The sequence below is a fragment of the Kribbella sp. NPDC043289 genome (assembly GCF_056436705.1).
Genome location: NZ_JBWKCB010000001.1, coordinates 18,484 through 34,681 on the forward strand (window position 1 = coordinate 18,484; position 16,198 = coordinate 34,681).

The 16,198-nt window shown below is 69.1% G+C and carries 15 protein-coding genes; 8 read left to right on the forward strand and 7 right to left on the reverse strand.

What is annotated here, in order from left to right; translation table 11 throughout:
* The first annotated feature begins 89 nt into the window (after positions 1-89).
* Positions 90-3,029, forward strand: coding sequence for a vitamin B12-dependent ribonucleotide reductase (locus AC0662_RS00085; RefSeq protein ID WP_478297406.1), 2,940 nt, complete (start codon positions 90-92; stop codon positions 3,027-3,029).
* 80 nt (positions 3,030-3,109) lie between these two features.
* On the opposite strand, the gene AC0662_RS00090 is transcribed toward AC0662_RS00085, so the two are convergent.
* Positions 3,110-3,934, reverse strand: coding sequence for an aldo/keto reductase (locus tag AC0662_RS00090; RefSeq protein ID WP_478297408.1), 825 nt, complete (start codon positions 3,932-3,934; stop codon positions 3,110-3,112).
* 199 nt (positions 3,935-4,133) lie between these two features.
* On the opposite strand from AC0662_RS00090, the gene AC0662_RS00095 reads away from it, so the two are divergent.
* A complete protein-coding gene (locus AC0662_RS00095) occupies positions 4,134-4,763 on the forward strand; it encodes a hypothetical protein (RefSeq protein ID WP_452203217.1) in 630 nt (209 codons plus the stop codon).
* A 222-nt stretch (positions 4,764-4,985) separates the two neighbouring features.
* On the forward strand, positions 4,986-6,065 hold the full coding sequence (locus AC0662_RS00100) for a hypothetical protein (RefSeq protein ID WP_478297410.1): 1,080 nt from the start codon (positions 4,986-4,988) through the stop codon (positions 6,063-6,065).
* 74 nt (positions 6,066-6,139) lie between these two features.
* Here AC0662_RS00100 and AC0662_RS00105 read toward each other — a convergent pair whose 3' ends face one another.
* Positions 6,140-6,433, reverse strand: coding sequence for a hypothetical protein (locus AC0662_RS00105; RefSeq protein ID WP_478297412.1), 294 nt, complete (start codon positions 6,431-6,433; stop codon positions 6,140-6,142).
* A gap of 141 nt (positions 6,434-6,574) precedes the next feature.
* On the opposite strand from AC0662_RS00105, the gene AC0662_RS00110 reads away from it, so the two are divergent.
* The 3 genes from AC0662_RS00110 to AC0662_RS00120 all read left to right on the forward strand — a co-directional run bounded on the left by AC0662_RS00110 (position 6,575) and on the right by AC0662_RS00120 (position 7,491).
* Positions 6,575-6,928, forward strand: a complete 354-nt coding sequence (locus AC0662_RS00110; RefSeq protein WP_452203214.1) for a helix-turn-helix domain-containing protein — start codon at positions 6,575-6,577, stop codon at positions 6,926-6,928.
* Between the two features lie 62 nt (positions 6,929-6,990).
* Positions 6,991-7,194, forward strand: a complete 204-nt coding sequence (locus AC0662_RS00115; RefSeq protein WP_452203213.1) for a KTSC domain-containing protein — start codon at positions 6,991-6,993, stop codon at positions 7,192-7,194.
* A 69-nt stretch (positions 7,195-7,263) separates the two neighbouring features.
* The gene (locus AC0662_RS00120) at positions 7,264-7,491 is read left to right on the forward strand and encodes a hypothetical protein (RefSeq protein WP_452203212.1); all 228 of its coding nucleotides are present in this window, start codon (positions 7,264-7,266) and stop codon (positions 7,489-7,491) included.
* Positions 7,492-7,496: 5 nt separating this feature from the next.
* On the opposite strand, the gene AC0662_RS00125 is transcribed toward AC0662_RS00120, so the two are convergent.
* The 5 genes from AC0662_RS00125 to AC0662_RS00145 are packed head-to-tail and all read right to left on the reverse strand — an operon-like array spanning position 7,497 to position 14,045.
* Positions 7,497-8,414 carry an SAM-dependent methyltransferase gene (locus tag AC0662_RS00125; RefSeq protein ID WP_478297414.1) on the reverse strand — a complete coding sequence of 306 codons (918 nt, stop codon included), beginning with the start codon at positions 8,412-8,414 and terminating at the stop codon, positions 7,497-7,499.
* Between the two features lie 31 nt (positions 8,415-8,445).
* On the reverse strand, positions 8,446-11,559 hold the full coding sequence (locus AC0662_RS00130; protein ID WP_478297416.1) for a coiled-coil domain-containing protein: 3,114 nt from the start codon (positions 11,557-11,559) through the stop codon (positions 8,446-8,448).
* Entirely contained in the window at positions 11,556-12,221 is a 666-nt protein-coding gene (locus AC0662_RS00135; RefSeq protein ID WP_452203210.1) for a hypothetical protein, read from the reverse strand. The genes AC0662_RS00130 and AC0662_RS00135 overlap by 4 nt, the downstream gene beginning before the upstream one ends.
* Positions 12,214-12,858 carry a hypothetical protein gene (locus tag AC0662_RS00140; protein WP_478297418.1) on the reverse strand — a complete coding sequence of 215 codons (645 nt, stop codon included), beginning with the start codon at positions 12,856-12,858 and terminating at the stop codon, positions 12,214-12,216. Before AC0662_RS00140 ends, AC0662_RS00135 begins: the two co-directional genes overlap by 8 nt.
* Positions 12,855-14,045, reverse strand: coding sequence for a hypothetical protein (locus AC0662_RS00145; protein ID WP_452203208.1), 1,191 nt, complete (start codon positions 14,043-14,045; stop codon positions 12,855-12,857). The genes AC0662_RS00140 and AC0662_RS00145 overlap by 4 nt, the downstream gene beginning before the upstream one ends.
* A 282-nt stretch (positions 14,046-14,327) precedes the next feature.
* Between AC0662_RS00145 and AC0662_RS00150 the strand changes: the two genes are divergently transcribed.
* Positions 14,328-15,119 (forward strand): TrmH family RNA methyltransferase, encoded by a 792-nt coding sequence (locus AC0662_RS00150; RefSeq protein ID WP_478297420.1) that lies wholly within the window; start codon positions 14,328-14,330, stop codon positions 15,117-15,119.
* Positions 15,120-15,174: 55 nt separating this feature from the next.
* A complete protein-coding gene (locus tag AC0662_RS00155) occupies positions 15,175-16,155 on the forward strand; it encodes a GDSL-type esterase/lipase family protein (RefSeq protein ID WP_478297422.1) in 981 nt (326 codons plus the stop codon).
* The last annotated feature ends 43 nt before the right edge of the window (positions 16,156-16,198 follow it).

Below are 16,198 nucleotides of genomic sequence, written 5' to 3' on the forward strand. Positions count from 1 at the left end.
CAGCGGTATCAGCGGTACGGCGTTACGCAGTACACCAACGGGGCGGTCCCGACAGACCGCGGTATGCAGACACAGGGCGAGGAGCAACCATGACAGAGACGGTGACCGGCCACTCGGGGTCGACCAAGCGGTCGGCGGCCGGGTTCCGCGGGCGGAAGAACGCGCCCACGGGACTCACCATCGAGCGCGTTTTCAGCACCGAGGGCGCGCACCCGTACGACGAGGTGACGTGGGAGCGTCGCGACGTCGTACAGCAGAACTGGAAGACGGGTGAGACGGTCTTCGAGCAGCGCGGGGTGGAGTTCCCCGACTTCTGGAGCGTCAACGCCTCGACGATCGTCACCACGAAGTACTTCCGCGGCGCGGTCGGCCACGACAACCGGGAGTGGAGCCTGCGCCAGCTGCTCGACCGGGTCGTGAAGACCTACCGCAAGGCCGGCGAGGACCACGGGTACTTCGCCACGCCGGGCGACGCGGAGGTCTTCGAGCACGAGCTCACCTGGATGCTCCTGCACCAGTACTTCAGCTTCAACTCGCCGGTCTGGTTCAACGTCGGGACGTCCTCGCCGCAGCAGGTGTCGGCCTGCTTCATCCTCGCCGTCGACGACTCGATGGACTCGATCCTGAACTGGTACAAGGAAGAGGGCCTGATCTTCAAGGGCGGCTCCGGCGCCGGCCTGAACCTGTCCCGGATCCGCTCCTCGAAGGAGCTGCTGCAGTCCAGCGGTGGCACCGCCTCCGGCCCGGTCTCGTTCATGCGCGGCGCGGACGCGTCGGCCGGCACCATCAAGTCCGGCGGCGCCACCCGGCGCGCGGCCAAGATGGTCGTCCTGGACGTCGACCACCCCGACATCGAGGAGTTCGTCGACACCAAGATGCGCGAGGAGGAGAAGATCCGCGTCCTGCGTGACGCGGGCTTCGACATGGACCTCGGCGGTCGCGACATCACCTCCGTGCAGTACCAGAACGCGAACAACTCGGTCCGGGTCTCGGACGAGTTCATGCGCGCGGTCGAGGAGAAGGGCGACTTCGGCCTGCGGGCGCGGATGGACAACTCGATCATCGAGACCGTCGACGCCCGTGAGCTGTTCGACAAGATCTCCCAGGCGGCGTGGGCGTGCGCCGACCCGGGCCTGCAGTACGACGACACGATCAACGACTGGCACACCACGCCGGAGACCGGCCGGATCACCGCGTCGAACCCGTGCTCGGAGTACATGCACCTGGACAACTCGTCCTGCAACCTGGCGTCGCTGAACCTGATGAAGTTCCTCCGCGACGACGACCTGTTCGACTCGGAGAAGTTCGCCAAGGCCGTCGAGCTGATCATCACCGCGATGGACATCTCGATCTGCTTCGCCGACTTCCCGACCGAGGCGATCGGTGACACCACCCGCGCCTACCGGCAGCTCGGGATCGGCTACGCGAACCTCGGTGCGCTGCTGATGGCGACGGGTCACGCGTACGACTCCGACGGTGGTCGCGCACTGGCGGGCGCTATCACCTCGCTGATGACCGGGACGTCGTACAAGCGCTCCGCCGAGCTGGCCGGCATCGTCGGCTCGTACGACGGCTTCGAGCGGAACAAGGACGCCCACACCCGGGTGATGCGCAAGCACGCGGCGGCCAACGACGCGATCCGCACCCTGCACCCGATCGACAAGGACGTCCACAAGCACGCGTCCGCCGCGTGGGACAGCGTCCTGAAGACCGGCGCCAAGAACGGCTGGCGGAACGCGCAGGCCTCGGTGCTCGCGCCGACCGGCACCATCGGCTTCATGATGGACTGCGACACCACCGGCATCGAGCCGGACTTCTCGCTGGTCAAGTTCAAGAAGCTGGTCGGCGGCGGCTCGATGCAGATCGTGAACACCACGGTCCCGCGGGCGCTGCGCCAGTACGGCTACACCGAGGAGACGATCGAGGCGATCGTCGAGTACATCTCGGAGAACGGTCACGTCGTGGACGCGCCGGGCCTGAAGCCGGAGCACTACGAGATCTTCGACACCGCGATGGGTGAGCGGGCCATCAAGCCGATGGGTCACGTGCGGATGATGGCGGCGGCGCAGCCGTTCCTGTCCGGCGCGATCTCGAAGACGGTGAACCTGCCGGAGACCGCGACGGTCGAGGAGATCGCCGACGTCTACTTCCAGGGCTGGAAGCTCGGCCTGAAGGCGCTCGCGGTCTACCGCGACAACTGCAAGGTCGGTCAGCCGCTGGCGGACGCGAAGGCGAAGAAGGCCGCCGAGGCGGCCGAGGCCGAGACCGAGGCGGTCGCCGAGAAGATCATCGAGAAGGTCATCGAGTACCGGCCGACGCGCAAGCGCCTGCCGAAGTCGCGGCCGTCGCGGACCACGTCGTTCAGCGTCGGTGGCGCCGAGGGCTACATGACCGCCGGGTCCTACCCGGACGACGGTCTGGGCGAGGTCTTCCTGAAGATGGGCAAGCAGGGTTCGACGCTGGCCGGTGTGATGGACGCCTTCTCGATCGCGATCTCGATCGCGCTGCAGCACGGCGTACCGCTGGAGACCTACGTCCAGAAGTTCACCAACCTGAAGTTCGAGCCGGCCGGTCTGACCGACGACCCGGACGTCCGGATGGCGCAGTCGATCATGGACTACATCTTCCGGCGCCTGGCTCTGGACTACCTGCCGTTCGACGACCGGGCCGCGCTGGGCATCTACTCCGCCGAGGAGCGGTCGCGCCAGCTCGACACCGGTTCTTACGAGGCGGCTCCGGTCGAGGTCTCCGAGGCCGAGTCCCTGAAGTCGATCGAGCCGGCCGCCGACGCCGCTGACACCGCCGACACCGCCGACACCGCCGACACCGCCGAAGCCACCGTCAAGCCGGCCGACGCGGCAGCAGCCAAGCCGGTCAAGGGCGAGGCCCACACCACCGCCGAGATGCTCGAACTCATCACCGGCACGTCGGTCGACGCCCCGCTCTGCTTCACCTGCGGCACCAAGATGCGGCCCAGCGGCTCCTGCTACGTCTGCGAAGGCTGCGGCAGCACCTCCGGCTGCAGCTGATCCAGTAGCTGCAACCGACCCGCGCTGATAGCGCCACGGCCCCCGGGAACTTCCCACTTCCCCCGGGGGCCGAGGTGCGTTCAGTGGCCGGAACGATCCGAGTCCGCCGGCGGCTTCGCGGTGCCGTCCAGTTCGTCCAGCGCGGCCAGCTCGTTGCTGGTCAGGTCGAAGTCGAAGATCGCCAGGTTCTGCGCGAGCCGGCCGGGGTCGGCCGACTTCGGGATCGGTACGACGTTCTGCTGGGTCTCCCAGCGGAGGACGACCTGGCCGGGGGAGCGGTCGTGGGCTTCGGCGATCGCCTGGACCGTTGGGTGGCTGAGGAGCTCCGTGCCCTTGCCAAGCGGGCTCCAGGCCTCTGTGACGATGCCGTGCTGCTCGTGGAACTCCCGCTCGGCGGCCTTCGTCCACACCGGGCTGAGCTGGACCTGGTTCACCTCCGGCGCCACGCCGGTCTCGTCGATCAGCCGTTGCAGGTGCGTGGGCTTGAAGTTCGACGTACCGATCGCTTTCACCAGCCCGGCCTCGCGCAGGGCGATCAGTCCTTGCCATGCCTCGACGTACCGATCCTGGGTCGGGTTCGGCCAGTGGATGAGCAGGAGGTCGAGGTACTCGACGCCGAGTTTCTCCGCGCTCGCCTCGAACGCGGTCCACGGGCCGTCGACGCTGTGCCAGCGCTTGTTGAACTTCGACGTCACGAACAGCTCGTCCCGCGGGGCGCCGCGCAACGCCCGCCCGACGCCGGTCTCGTTGCGGTAGTTCTCCGCCGTGTCGATCAGGCGATAGCCGAGTTCGAGCGCCGTACTCACCGCCCGTTCGGCGTCCGCGTCGTTCATCGGTGAGGTTCCGAGCCCGACCCGGGGCATCCTGGATCGGTGACTCAACGTGACCGTTGGAACGTGGCTCATCCGTCTCCTCCTTCGTCAACCGCTGCCCGAACACGGTACGTCGGTCACCGTCCGAACTCGTCGGACCGGCCCACGAACCGGCCGTACGGCGTACGGTCCGGGCGGCCGGTCTCATCGTTGGTACACCGGGGCGCGAACTGTCGGATCCGTGCCTCATCATGGTCCCGCAGGGCTTGAAAAGCTTGGGAGGGATGGGCGAATGCGGAATCGGCTGATCACTCTGGTGGACCTCGGTCTGGACAACTCCTTCGACGCGTCGATGACCTTCGTGCAGGGCATCACCGGCAACATCAACGCGGGCTGGGACCAGCCGGTCATCGATGTGAACTTCGTCCGGACCCGCGACCACGAGACCGCGTTCTCCGCCCTCACCACCCCGTCGACCGTGCTGCACGTGATGGCACACGGTGACCACAGCGAGGAGCCGTCCTTCCTGTCGACCGACGGCGAGACCCAGGTCTCGCTCAAGTCGCTGGCCGACTGGTTCCTCGATCACCAGTGGGGGATCGCCAGCGGCGTCGTCATCGCTGACGGCTGCAAGACCGGGATCGGCAAGTGGCAACGCGCCATCCGCGACTGCATCCAGGACGACGTCACCTACATCGGCACCAGCGCGGTCATCGGGTGGTACGAAGCCACCGTCTTCTGCTCCGCCTTCTACGGCGCCCTGGTCCGCAACCGCGGCCTCGGCCGCACCCCCGCCGAACAAGGCTGGGACGCCGCCAACCGAGCCGTCCAGGCCTACGAAACCCTCACCGACCAACGCTGCCCCTACAAACCAGTCCTCCTCACCCCCTCCCGCCAAGCCCTCCGCTCCCTCACCGGCTGAGCCGGCGCGCGGCCGGTCGAGCCGCTGTCCCACTGGCTGAGCGGCGACACGCAGGTTTCGACTACTTTGGGTGAGGCGTGTGAGACTTTTTGTGGACTCGTCGTGTGGCGCAGTCTGTGGTCTGGGTGGCCGGTGGCTCGGGTGGTGTGACGTCGGGGAAGCCGTCGGGTGTGCATTGGCTGACCTGCTGACCTCCGCCCTACGCGGTGAAGGAACGCCACCATGAAGCTCCACAGGAACTCGCTCCTGACTGCTGCCGCGATCGTCCTGGTGCTGTACCTCGTTTCGCTGGTCATCCGACTGCCGGCGTGGGCGGCTGTGCTGCTCACCGTGGTGCTCCTGGTGTTGCTCGCGGTCGTGTGGAAACAGCCGGACGAGCAGTGGCCGGTGGTCGCGAAGCAGCAGGCTGCGCGGCCGTCCGTCGTGCTCCCGGACCCAGAGCCAGTCTTCTCTGGGCCGCCGTCCCGGACGGTCGCGGACGTGCGGCTGCCGTCCGCGTCGCCCGACTTCCAGTTCAGCTTCTCGGCCGTGGTCCAGTGGTCGACCGTCCTGTCGGGCTCCCGGCACGCGGACCTCGGCGCGGTGGCCGTCGACGCGTTGCTGGAGCGCGCGCGATCGCTCACCGCGCGCCAGCAGGTGACGGACGAGTCGCTGAATCAGCATCGCCTCGCCGCGCTTCTGGGCGAACCTGCGCTGGACGAGAAAGGTCAAGTCCGGGCGTGGGCGACCGAGATCCGGCTCCGGCTGCCGGACGCGGACCAGAAGCACCTTCAGCATCTGGCGGCGCTGCACCGCCGCGAACAGACCACGCTGCTCGAGCGCCGCATGGAGCAGGACAAACGCGCGTATCTGAAGGACGACGTCTTCTCTACGCCCGGCTCGGCGGCGGTCTGGTGGCTGGTCAACAACCCCGGCGAGGTGGAGACCGCCCTCGGCCTCCTCGACACCCTCGCCGGACTCTCGGCCGCGGCGAACGACCTCCCCGTACGGCGTGTGGCCGCAGAGGAGATCGAACGCCAACGGCCGACCCGTGCCGAACTCGCCTTCAGCACGGCGATCGAGGAACTCGCCGATCCGGCCGGCCTTGACAGCCCCGACAGTCCCGACGGCCCCGACGGTGTGGAGTCGAAGAGCCCGAGCGACGAGGCGCAGCAGCGTCCGGTGCCGCGCCACGCGGGCGGCGCGACGGACGTGCGCCATGAGACCGGACCGAACGGGTCGGGGGTCAACGGCTCGGGGGTGAACGGCTCGACGCAGTCGCCCGCGCAGGCGACGTACCGGGAGCAGTTCTTCTCCGAGTAGGCCGGAACCGAGTAGGCCGGCGGGGTGGGGTGTCTGCAGGGTCGGCCCACCCCGCCGGGATCGGGGCCGCGTGATCACTCGTCCAGCCAGCGGATCGTGGTCGATCCGCTGTGTCCGTGGATGGCCAGCAGTGCCTCGACGCCGTCCTCCCACACGGTGGTCGTCGGGTACTTCCCGCCCCAGCGCAGCGCGACCGTCCGGTCGCTCCACTCGACGCCCTCGGCGATCACACCCGTCCCGCTGACTCCGGAGACGTCGACGCGGCGGTGCAGCTGGAAGCGGCGTGCTCCGGACTTGCTCGCGACCTTCAGATGACGCCGCCGGGTGGTCCGCGGCAGCGTCGCGGTTGTCCCGCTGATCTCGTCCATGGCCCAAGTCAACGCGCAGCCCGCGGTCCTCACCAGGAACTCAACCGGTATCCACAGCGCACAAATTCTGCCCACCGGCGATCACCAAATCGCCATATTCTCATTGCAGGGAGTAATCGACGCCGCAAGGGAGCGACACGGATGACAGTCATCGACGAATGGACCGGCCGGCACGCACATGCCTTGCGTACGGCGCTCCGCCTGACCAACGAGGCCTTCGCCGAGCGGCTCGGGATATCGCCGCGCACGCTGACGAAGTGGCGGGAGAAACCGGACGTCGTTCCCAGCCCCTACCTGCAGGAGGCCCTGGACACCTACCTCAACCAGGCGCCGCCGGACGCCCTGGTCCGGTTCACCGCCAACCTGGGTCTCGACCAGCGCCGGGTGCCGATCGACCACACCGTGCTGACCCAGCTCAACACCGCCGTCGGCGATCTCGCCCGGGCGCTCGCGCGCCTGCAGACCGAGGATCCGGAGAGGTCTTCATCGCCCTGAGAGATCGCCTTGACAGCACCGGCAGACTGGATCGCTCAGCTCGATCACGGAAGGAGTCACGAGTGCGGCGACGCCCGGTGAACTCGTCGAGCATCCGATCGATCGGATGGTCCGACGGCACCCTGGAACTCGAGTACGCGAACGGCTACATCTACCAGTACCTCGACGTCCCGCAACCGACGTACGCGGCGCTGTTGGCCGCACCAAGCATCGGTGCGTACGTGAACGCGCACATCAAGCCGTACTACGAGTTCCGGGAGGTCTGAGTTTCTGGCCGTTTCGCCGCGGGCACTTGAGGTGCGTTGCACGGGGGTCCACCGAAACAGGAGATGGACATGAGCACCCGTAGAGCTTCCGCGACGCGTTCCCGTGCACTCACGATCGTCCTAGTCGTCTGGCTCCTTGTCGGTTTCGCGGCCGCGGCGCAGCGGAACTACTTCGAGAGCTCCCGGACGTCCTGTGCCAAGGTCGGCACGGTGCTAGTCACGATCGTCGCGGGCCCGCTGAACTACATCGGAGCCAACCCGAAGATCGACTGCTCGACACCGCAGCCGTCGCGGTAGCCCAGCTACTGCGCGGGGTTCAGAGTGCCGCTGACGTAGAGCATGTCGCCCATCCGCATCGCGTCGTCCCGCAGCGCCGGCAGGTTGTTGGCGGCAAGCAAGTCGCGGATGGTGATCCCGCTCAGCGCCCAGCCGCGGTCGACCAGGTAGGGAGCTGCTTCGTTGCGCTCGCCGAAGTAGCGCAGGCTTGCCGCATCGGAGTCGAAGTTCTGCGCACGCCAGCGTTCGGACAGGCGATTCAGCTTCTCCTTCGTCTTGTCTTCGACCCCCGACTGTGGGTTGGGCCTGCTTTCGGTGGCGACGCGGCTGCCCGGCGCGCTGAGCTCGGTGATGGTGTCGAGCAGGCGGTCCTGTGCCTCCGGAGGCAGGTAGCCCAACAGACCCTCTGCACTCCACGCGGTCGGCGCTGCCGGGTCGAATCCCGCGGCGCGCAGTACGGCGGGCCAGTCGTCGCGCAGATCGACTGCGGCCACTCGACGGTCGGCAGTGGGTACGGCGCCCAGCTCGGCGAGCGCCCGGGTCTTGAACTCGATGACCTCCGGCTTGTCGAGCTCGTACACCACCGTTCCGGTCGGCCAGAGGAGTCGGTACGCGCGGGAATCCAGCCCGGACGCCAGAACCACGACCTGCCTGATGCCCGCGTTCGTGGCATCGCGGAAGAACTCGTCGTAGAACCTCGTGCGGATCTTGGCGATGTCGATCCAGATCTGCTCGACCAGCCCGTCGTGCGGCACCTCACCGGTTGCGAGCTTGGTGGGGAGATCGAGGCCGACGGCCTGGACGAGCGGCGCCGCGAACCGGTCGTCGATGAGCCGAGGATCCGTACGGGTCGCGATCGCTCGAGCAGCGGCCGCCATGGTGGCGGTCGATCCGACGCTGGATGCGAGATCCCAGGTGTCTCCGTCGTGCCTGCTGGACGTCATGTGCACGCACTCTAGAAGGCACCTCCGACAACTACGTGAGCGTCGGCTCCAGCGTCGGCGTCGAACCGCGGTACGACGTCATCCACTCGCGCAGCAGCTCGACCCGGGACGCGTTGTCCTCATTGCCCTTCACCACCGGAGCCTGGTTGTACGGCATCGTGTCGGAGCTGCGCCGGAGCTTCACGTACAGCCGGGACGACGCGAGCGCATACCGCTCCATGTCGTCCTGGAGCGCGCCGATGACGGTGATGTTGCGGTCACGGCCGATCTGCTCGAACAGTGCCACCGCCTCGCGCCGGTGCTGCGAGCCGAGGTTGCGGCCGAGCTCGTCGAGGATCAGCAACAGCGGCCGGTCCGATCCGCCGGCGAGCGCGGCCGCGCACACCAGCTTGACCGCCTTCTCGTCCATCTGGGCGGTGTTGCCCTTCACGTTGAATGCGGAGAACGGACCACCCTCGGAGCGCCGCCATTTCGGCGTGACCGTCCAGCGCCACGGCTTGTCGGGCTCGGCCGGCGGGTCGGGCTCGGGGAACTCGAGCTTCGCGCCGTACCCGCCGTACTGCTGGTCGAGGCGGTCGAACTCCTGTGACACCAGGCGAAGCCGCGCCGTGATGCCGTCGGCAAGCGACGCGCGGTGGGCGCGGGCGGTGCTCTCCGCCTCGCCGAGACCTTCGCGGGCGCGCTCGAGCGCGGCGTTCCGCTCGGCGCGCTGGCTGGCGATCTGCTGTTGCTGCAGACTGTCGAACGTCTCGTGCTGGGCGCGGTGACTGCTCAGGGTCCGGTGCAGGGCCGGCACCAACCCGACGCGGTCGCCGAGCGTGCCGTTCGTCCAGCCGTCCGGTCCGTTCAGGATCTCCCACAGCTCGGTCGGGATCTCGTCCCGGGAGCGGGCGTTCGGGAAGCAGCGGCGGATGACGTCGTCGAGCTGCGTGCACGCCTGGTGGTTCCAGTCGGCCGTCGTCCGGCGCTGGGAATCGTCGGGGAGACCAACGATGAACTCCTCGGCCTCCGCGGGTGTTCCGCCCCACGCCGTGGTCCGGGTGGTGAGGTCGAGCGCGGTCTGCTCCTCGAGCAGGGTGAGCCGGCGACCGGTCAGCTCGTCGAGGATCCGGTCGTGGTCGCGCCGGGTCGCCTCCAGGTTCTTCAGCCGCTCGTCACGAACGAGCTGCTGCCCGGCGGCCGTCTCGGCGGAGTCCTTGGCTGCCTGCAGTTGCGGAGCGAGCGAATCGCGATCCGACTCGTGCCGGTCGACGGTCTCGCGCAGCGCGAGGATCCGTTCCTGCACCGATTCCGCGTCGGCGAGTGCGCGAGCGGCCGCCGTACGGCGCTCTGCCTGATCGACCCGGGATCGCGCCTGATCGAGCGCGGCGGACGCTTCGGCGCGGGCTTCGACGGCGCCCTCCACGCGGCGGCGCGCGGCCTCGATCCGCGCCGTCCGGCCGGTGATCGGCTCGTCGAACTGCCCGACCGCGACCACACCGGCGACGTCGTCGATGCTGTCCTTGGTCGCCCGCTCGCCGATCGTCGCGAAGAACGCTTCCAGCACGAACCGCTTGTCGGCCGACTTCGGCCCGCGCTTCGTCGAGGCCTTCTTCGTCGCACCGGGCCGATTCGCCAGCACCAGAAGGAATCCGGAGTACCCGGCGTCGGCCAGCGCGGTCGACGCCACGGTCGCGTCACCGGCGTCGATGACAACGGCTTCACGGTACGGCGCGAGCCGCGGCTCCCATTCGGCGCGATCGGATTCGGGCAGCTCGGTGATGTCCGTGAGGGCGCCGCACTCGATGCCGGCGTTTTCCAGGACCTGCTGCTGGGGCGCGGACACCGTCTGTCCGCTCTCTGCTTCCCGAAGATCGGCCGTCGCGTGCTGGACAGCGACGCGGGCGGCGTGGTCCTGGCCGATGTGCTCCTCGAGGACCACGCGCGCTTCGGCCTGCTCCTCGCCGGCCGCGGCGAGGTCGCGGCCGTCCGCCGAACGACCCGCCTCCAGCAGCCGCCGATGCTCCTGCCCGAGCCGCTCCAGCTGCTCGCGAACCGAACGCTGCGCCAGGTCGAGCTCGCGGTCGCGGGCGTCCAGCTTGTCCCGCTCCTGGCGGGTCAGCTGCACGTCCCGGAGCATGCCCTCCTCGTTGCCGAAGGCATCGATCTCGGTCTCGATGGCTTCCTTGCGGGCCTGCTGCTCGGCGACCCGCCCGTCGAGGACGGCAAGCTCCTGCACGATCTCGTCGTTCCGCGCGGCGCCGTCGATGAGGTGGCGGGCGGAGCGCGCCTGCCAGGACTCCTTGGCGGCGGCGAGCGCCTCCCGGGCGGCGGCGCGCTGCAGGATGCCGGCCTCGACAGTCGCCATCTCCTGCTCCCAGCGCTGCAGGTCCGCGGCCGCCTGCTTGGTCGCTTCGCGCTGCGTGTGCTCGGCGGATCGGTGCGCCTGCTCCTGCTCCAGCTCGTGGTCGAGACCGGTGAGGGTCGCGATCGCGTTGAAGATCCGGGCCGGGCCGAGTTCGTTCAGCGGCTCGGCGAGGAGGTTCGCGGTCGGGCTGGAGCGGACCGACGTGGACAGGAACGAGACGCAGCGGACCTGACCGCCGTACAGAACCTGGGAGAGCTTGTTGGCGTGGAAGTCCGTGCGGCCGTTGGAGTGCGGGAGGGCGGCCCACAGCGCGTCGGCGCCCGCGGCGCGCTCGGCCTCGGTCGCGCCGTACGGGATGTGCAGGCCCTGTTTCCAGCGCAGATCGAGATACGACGCCTTGCGGTTGATGCGGATCCAGACGGTCACCGCGGCCGTCTCGATCTCGTCGAGGTCGGTCAGGTCGGGGTCGGAGAAGACGCCGACGATGTAGCCGCGGTCGACGTTCGACCAGTTGCCTTCCTGGCCGGCTGCCTCGGCCGTGAACAGCAGCTCGGCCGCGCCCGGGGCGCCGCTGGTGAGGCGCCATTGGTCGTCGGCGTGCAGCAGGCTGAGCGCGGCGATCCAGGACGACTTGCCGGCACCGTTGGAGTCGGTCGGGCCCTGACCGGCGACCGTGATCAGGCCGCGGCCGATCATCGGGATCGGGTGCGTGGACAGCCGCGACAGGTCGACGACCTGGACGCCGAGCAGCACCTTCGACCCGAGGATGTCGAACGGCCCGTCTTCCGCAGCGCTCACGCGTCGTCTCCCGTTGTCGTAGCTGGTTCTGGACCGCCGTTCCGCGCGCGGATGGCTTCCGCGATCGGGCTGGCCGGGGCGGCCGCGAGGATCAACTGGTCTTGTAACCGGCGGCGCGCGGCCGGCGTGAGGCGTTGCAGCTGCGGACCCGGGATGTACGACGGGCCGCCGGAGTGGTCGCCGGACAGCTGGATCAGGCCGGCGGCGCGCAGCCGTTGCAGCGCCAGGCGCCGCTCCTCGCCGCTGATCCTTGTGGTTCGCAGCTCGTCGACAGTGGTCGGGCGCGCGGACTTCCAGCTGTCGCCGGTCAGGATGCCTTCGCTGCGCGGGATCGCGACTGAATGGATCAGCACGAGTACGAGCACCGCGCGATCGATGGCCGACAACGGCTGCCAGCCCTGCGCGGTGAGGGTCGCGGCGATGTCGTCGTCGTACCCGGCGGTCCAGTGGGTGCCGTCGACGTGGACGAGGGTTCGGCCGATCAGTTTGAGCATTCGCTGGACCTGGCGGCGCAACGTCACGTCGCGGAGGCCGGCGAGCTGTACTTCGGGGACCGGGTGCGCGGCGTACTGGACCGCGCTGAACGCGGCCAGCACCTCGTCGCGGGACCGATCGCTGAGGTCCTGGAGCAACGAATCGAACAACGCATGCTGCTCACTCATCCGGCACCTCCAACTCATCGGAGGAGACACCGTCAGCGAGCGCGGCGTCGGGGAGCGCGTCGGCCGGGGGCGGTTCCGCCTGGTGGGTCGACAGGATGGGGGTGGGCGGGTCGGGGAGGTGGCGGCAGAGGTCGCGGAGGGTGGAGAGGTCGGCTGCGGTCCAGGTGATGACTCGCGGGCCGAGCCGGACCTCGGCGTTCTTCTCGTCCCAGCGGATCCAATGCGTCGCGTGCAGGCGGCGCAGGCTGCCGATGATCAGGGTGAGATCGCTCGACTGTTCGGCGCGCCCGCGCATCCCGGCGTACACGGACCTGACCTGCGCGAGGGTGCCGGTCGTGCCCGGCCAGGCCGGCGCGCTGCGGTCCGTCCAGCAGCAGGCGACACAGATCGCCAGCAAACGGGCCGTCTCGTTCGGCTGCTCGACGGCGACCGGGGGAGCGCCGAGCTCCTCGAGGACGCCGTGACCCGCGCCGGACGGGAGCGTCGGCACGAGCCAGACGGTCGCGCCGTCCGGAGCCGCGGCCCGGGTGAGACCGGCGACGGCCGGAGTATCGGGGTCGACCTCGAGCGGGCCGGAGGACTGCACCTTGGCCCACCAGATCGCGTTGTACAGCCGCCGCTCGACCGCCTCGCTCATCGGGTCACCCGGCGGAACACGCCCTCGGTGGCCCACGGCGTTCCTGCCGTTGGGTCGATCCGCATTCCGTCGGACCAGACCAGCTCGTAGTCCAGTTCGTCGTGCAGATGTGCTGCGGTCAGCTCGGCGAGCACGCGGCGCGCGGTGATCCAGTCGCCGGCCGCGTCGATGACCTCGACGATGTCCACCGCTGGTCGACCGGCCAGCACCCGGTCGGCCTCGGCGCGCAAGTCCTCGCGGTCCGTCGCGGCAGCGGACTCAGGCGCTTCAGCGTCGGCTGTTGGTCGTGGTGGCGCCATCCGCGCAGTACCGCTGCGGCGTCCGGTCTCCACCGCCTCGACCATCGTCTGCGCGGAGAAGTCCGGCGCGGCGGCATCGAACAGCAGACCGTCGAGTACGGCGGCGAGTGTCTCTGGTTCGCTGCTCCGGCTGAACGTCAGCCACGTCTCGATCGGGAGCAGACCGAGCGCCCGCGTCGTACCGGCTCGCTCGACCAGGCGGCCCGCGGCGAGCTGGACGGCGTCGGCGTACGCGGCCAGGGCCATCCGGAGCGAGGTGCAGTCGCGATGCAGCTCGGGCCAGCGGCCGAGGACGAGCCGGTGCACCTTCTCGGCCTGCTCGATGAGGCGCTCGTTGCCCCAGGCGAGCTGGGCGTTCTCCCGGAGCTGCGCCGTCGTACTGGTCGAGACCAGGATGGCCAGCTCGTTGCCGAGCAGGCGGAAGACCTTGGTCAGCCGGCCGATCGAGGCCTTGCCGTCGTCGGCGGTCGCCTGCGGGTCACTGACGCTGTGCGCCTCGAGCGTGAGCAGCTGGTGCAACTCGGCCTGACCGCCCTGCACCGACATCCGGCGCAGGAACATCAGCATCACGTACGGCGCGAACGCCGCGCGGTGCCGCAGCTCGTTCGGACGGTCGACGAGTTTGGTGATCGCGCCGTACTGCCGCAGGACGTCGAAGCGGCGGACGATCACGTCGTGCGGATACGCGCGGCAGGCGAGCGTGGCCTGCTCCACGGTCAGACCGTCGCTGCCGGCCTCGGCGAACGCGTCCAGGATCGCCTGGTCGACGTCCAGCAGGTCGGGATCGACGATCATCGCGCCGGCCTCGCGGGCGAGCACGGCGAACACCTGACGGTAGACGCGCAGCACAGCCGCTTCGGCTTCGGCGTCGAGCAGTGTCGCGTCCATCCGCACTCCCTCCCGTGTGATAGCGACCGGGGCTACCAGAGAAAAGGACTCTAACCACCGCCGCCGACAGACCAAAACTCACGCCCCGCCCGCCTGTGGAAAACCGGGTGACGGCACTGTCGCGGGTGCCTAGCATCCGGAGTGTGATGAGAATCCTTGGCTGACGCGGTCGGGAAGGCCGCGTCAGAACCACGGCGCCGTTCAGGCGTCGCCCCGCCGGTGCGGGCCCTGTCGCGGGGTCCCCGGCGCGCTTGCTGATTCTCTCCGTTCGGAGCTCTGCACATGACTGTGCACCACGCGCGCACCGTAGGCGCGCAACACCCCCGTGTCCGTGACCTGCTCACCCTGCGGAAGGACGGTTCACCCGGCCGCATCATGGTCGAAGGAGCCTGGGAACACGACCGCCTGCTCACCACGGCAACCACCATCGACACGTTCTTCTGGTGTCCCGAGGCCGGTACGACGGACATCGACCGGATCGCCGCCCGAGCCACCGAGGTGTACCGCATCTCGGAGAAGCTGCTCGCCCGGCTGTCCCGCAAGACGCGGTCCGACGGCCTGATCTCGATCGCCCGCGTTCCGGAATGGCGGCCGCAGGCGCTCCGGTTCACCAGCCGGTCCCTGGTCCTGGTCGCGGACGGCGTCGAGTACGCCGGCAACCTCGGCACCCTGATCCGGACCGCGGACGCCGCCAACGTCGACTGTCTCGTCCTGACCAGTCGCCGCGCCCGCCCGACCCATCCGGCCGTGTACTCCGCGAGTCGCGGCACCGTCCTGTCCACGCCGATCGTGGAGTTCGACGACATCCCGGCCGCGGCGGACTGGCTGCGGAGTCACCGCTTCCGCGTCCACCTCGCGGACCCCGCGGCGACCGGTACCTACCGAGTTCCGCAGTACGACGGCCCGACGGCTTTCGTGGTCGGGTCGGAGGGCTCGGGGCTGTCGAGACAGTGGCATGCGGAGGGGTTCGACGCGGTGTCGATCCCGATGCTCGGGCAGGCCGACTCGCTCAACGTCGCGCTGTCCGCGGGCATCCTGCTGTTCGAGGCGCGGGCTCGGAAGGAAGGTTGGTGAGGCGCCAGGCAGAATGGCTGGGATTGGCGCCGCCGTCGAAGAAGAGGAGCATCTCGTGCCGTTCGAGCCTGGCGAGGTCGTCGCCCCGTCCGATCCGCGCATCGTCCTGGAAGGACAGTGGGGACACCAGCCCGGGGTCGCGATCACGGTGAACTCCGGGTCGCGGATCTCGTTCTCGTACGCGGGTGAGCGGCTGCAGTTGCTGTTCGACACCGACGGTCTGACGGTCGCGCCGCACCTGTGGATCACGGTCGACGACGGCGAGCCCGAGCTGCACGTCATCGAGGAGCCGGTCGTCGAGCTGTCCGCGGCGGACGGCCGGCACCACGTGACCGTCGTGGTGAAGGACGTCAACGAGCACGCCAACCGGTGGACCCCGCCGTTCGGGTGCGCGGTCGTGTTCGCCGGGCTGGTCCTCGACACGAGGTCGGTACTGCGGTTGAGCGGCCGGCCGAGCGGCCCGCGGCTGGAGTTCTACGGCGACTCGATCACGCAGGGCGTGCGGTCGCTCAGCACGCATCCCGAGTCGGAGGGCGCGGACGGTACGACGTCGTACGCGTATCTGACCGCGCGGGCGTTCGGCGCGACGTCGTACCAGGTCGGGTTCGGGAGTCAGGGGATCAGCAAGCCGGGGAACGGTGAGGTGCCGGCCGGTGTGGACTCGTTCGGCTGGAACTTCGCCGGCTCACCGGCCGAGCGGGTCGAGGCGTCCGACGTCGTCGTCATCAACCTCGGGGTGAACGACCCGACGCTGGACATCGAGGAGTACGCCGACTACGTACGCCGGGTGCGCGCGGCGTACCCGGGGACGACGATCGTGTCGCTCACGCCGTTCAACGGGAAGCACGCGGAGACGATCCACGCCGCGGTGAAGTCCCTCGACGACCCGAACCTGGTCTGCATCGACTCGACCGGCTGGATCAGCGAGGACGACTGCACCGACCTCGTCCACCCGACAGTCGCCGGTCACGCGACGATCGCCGAGCACCTGGTCGCCGAGCTGGAGAAGCACACCTCGCTGCGCCGTCGGGGGTAACCCGCCCTTCCTTCTATCTATGACAAAAAGGGGCGCCGCGCAA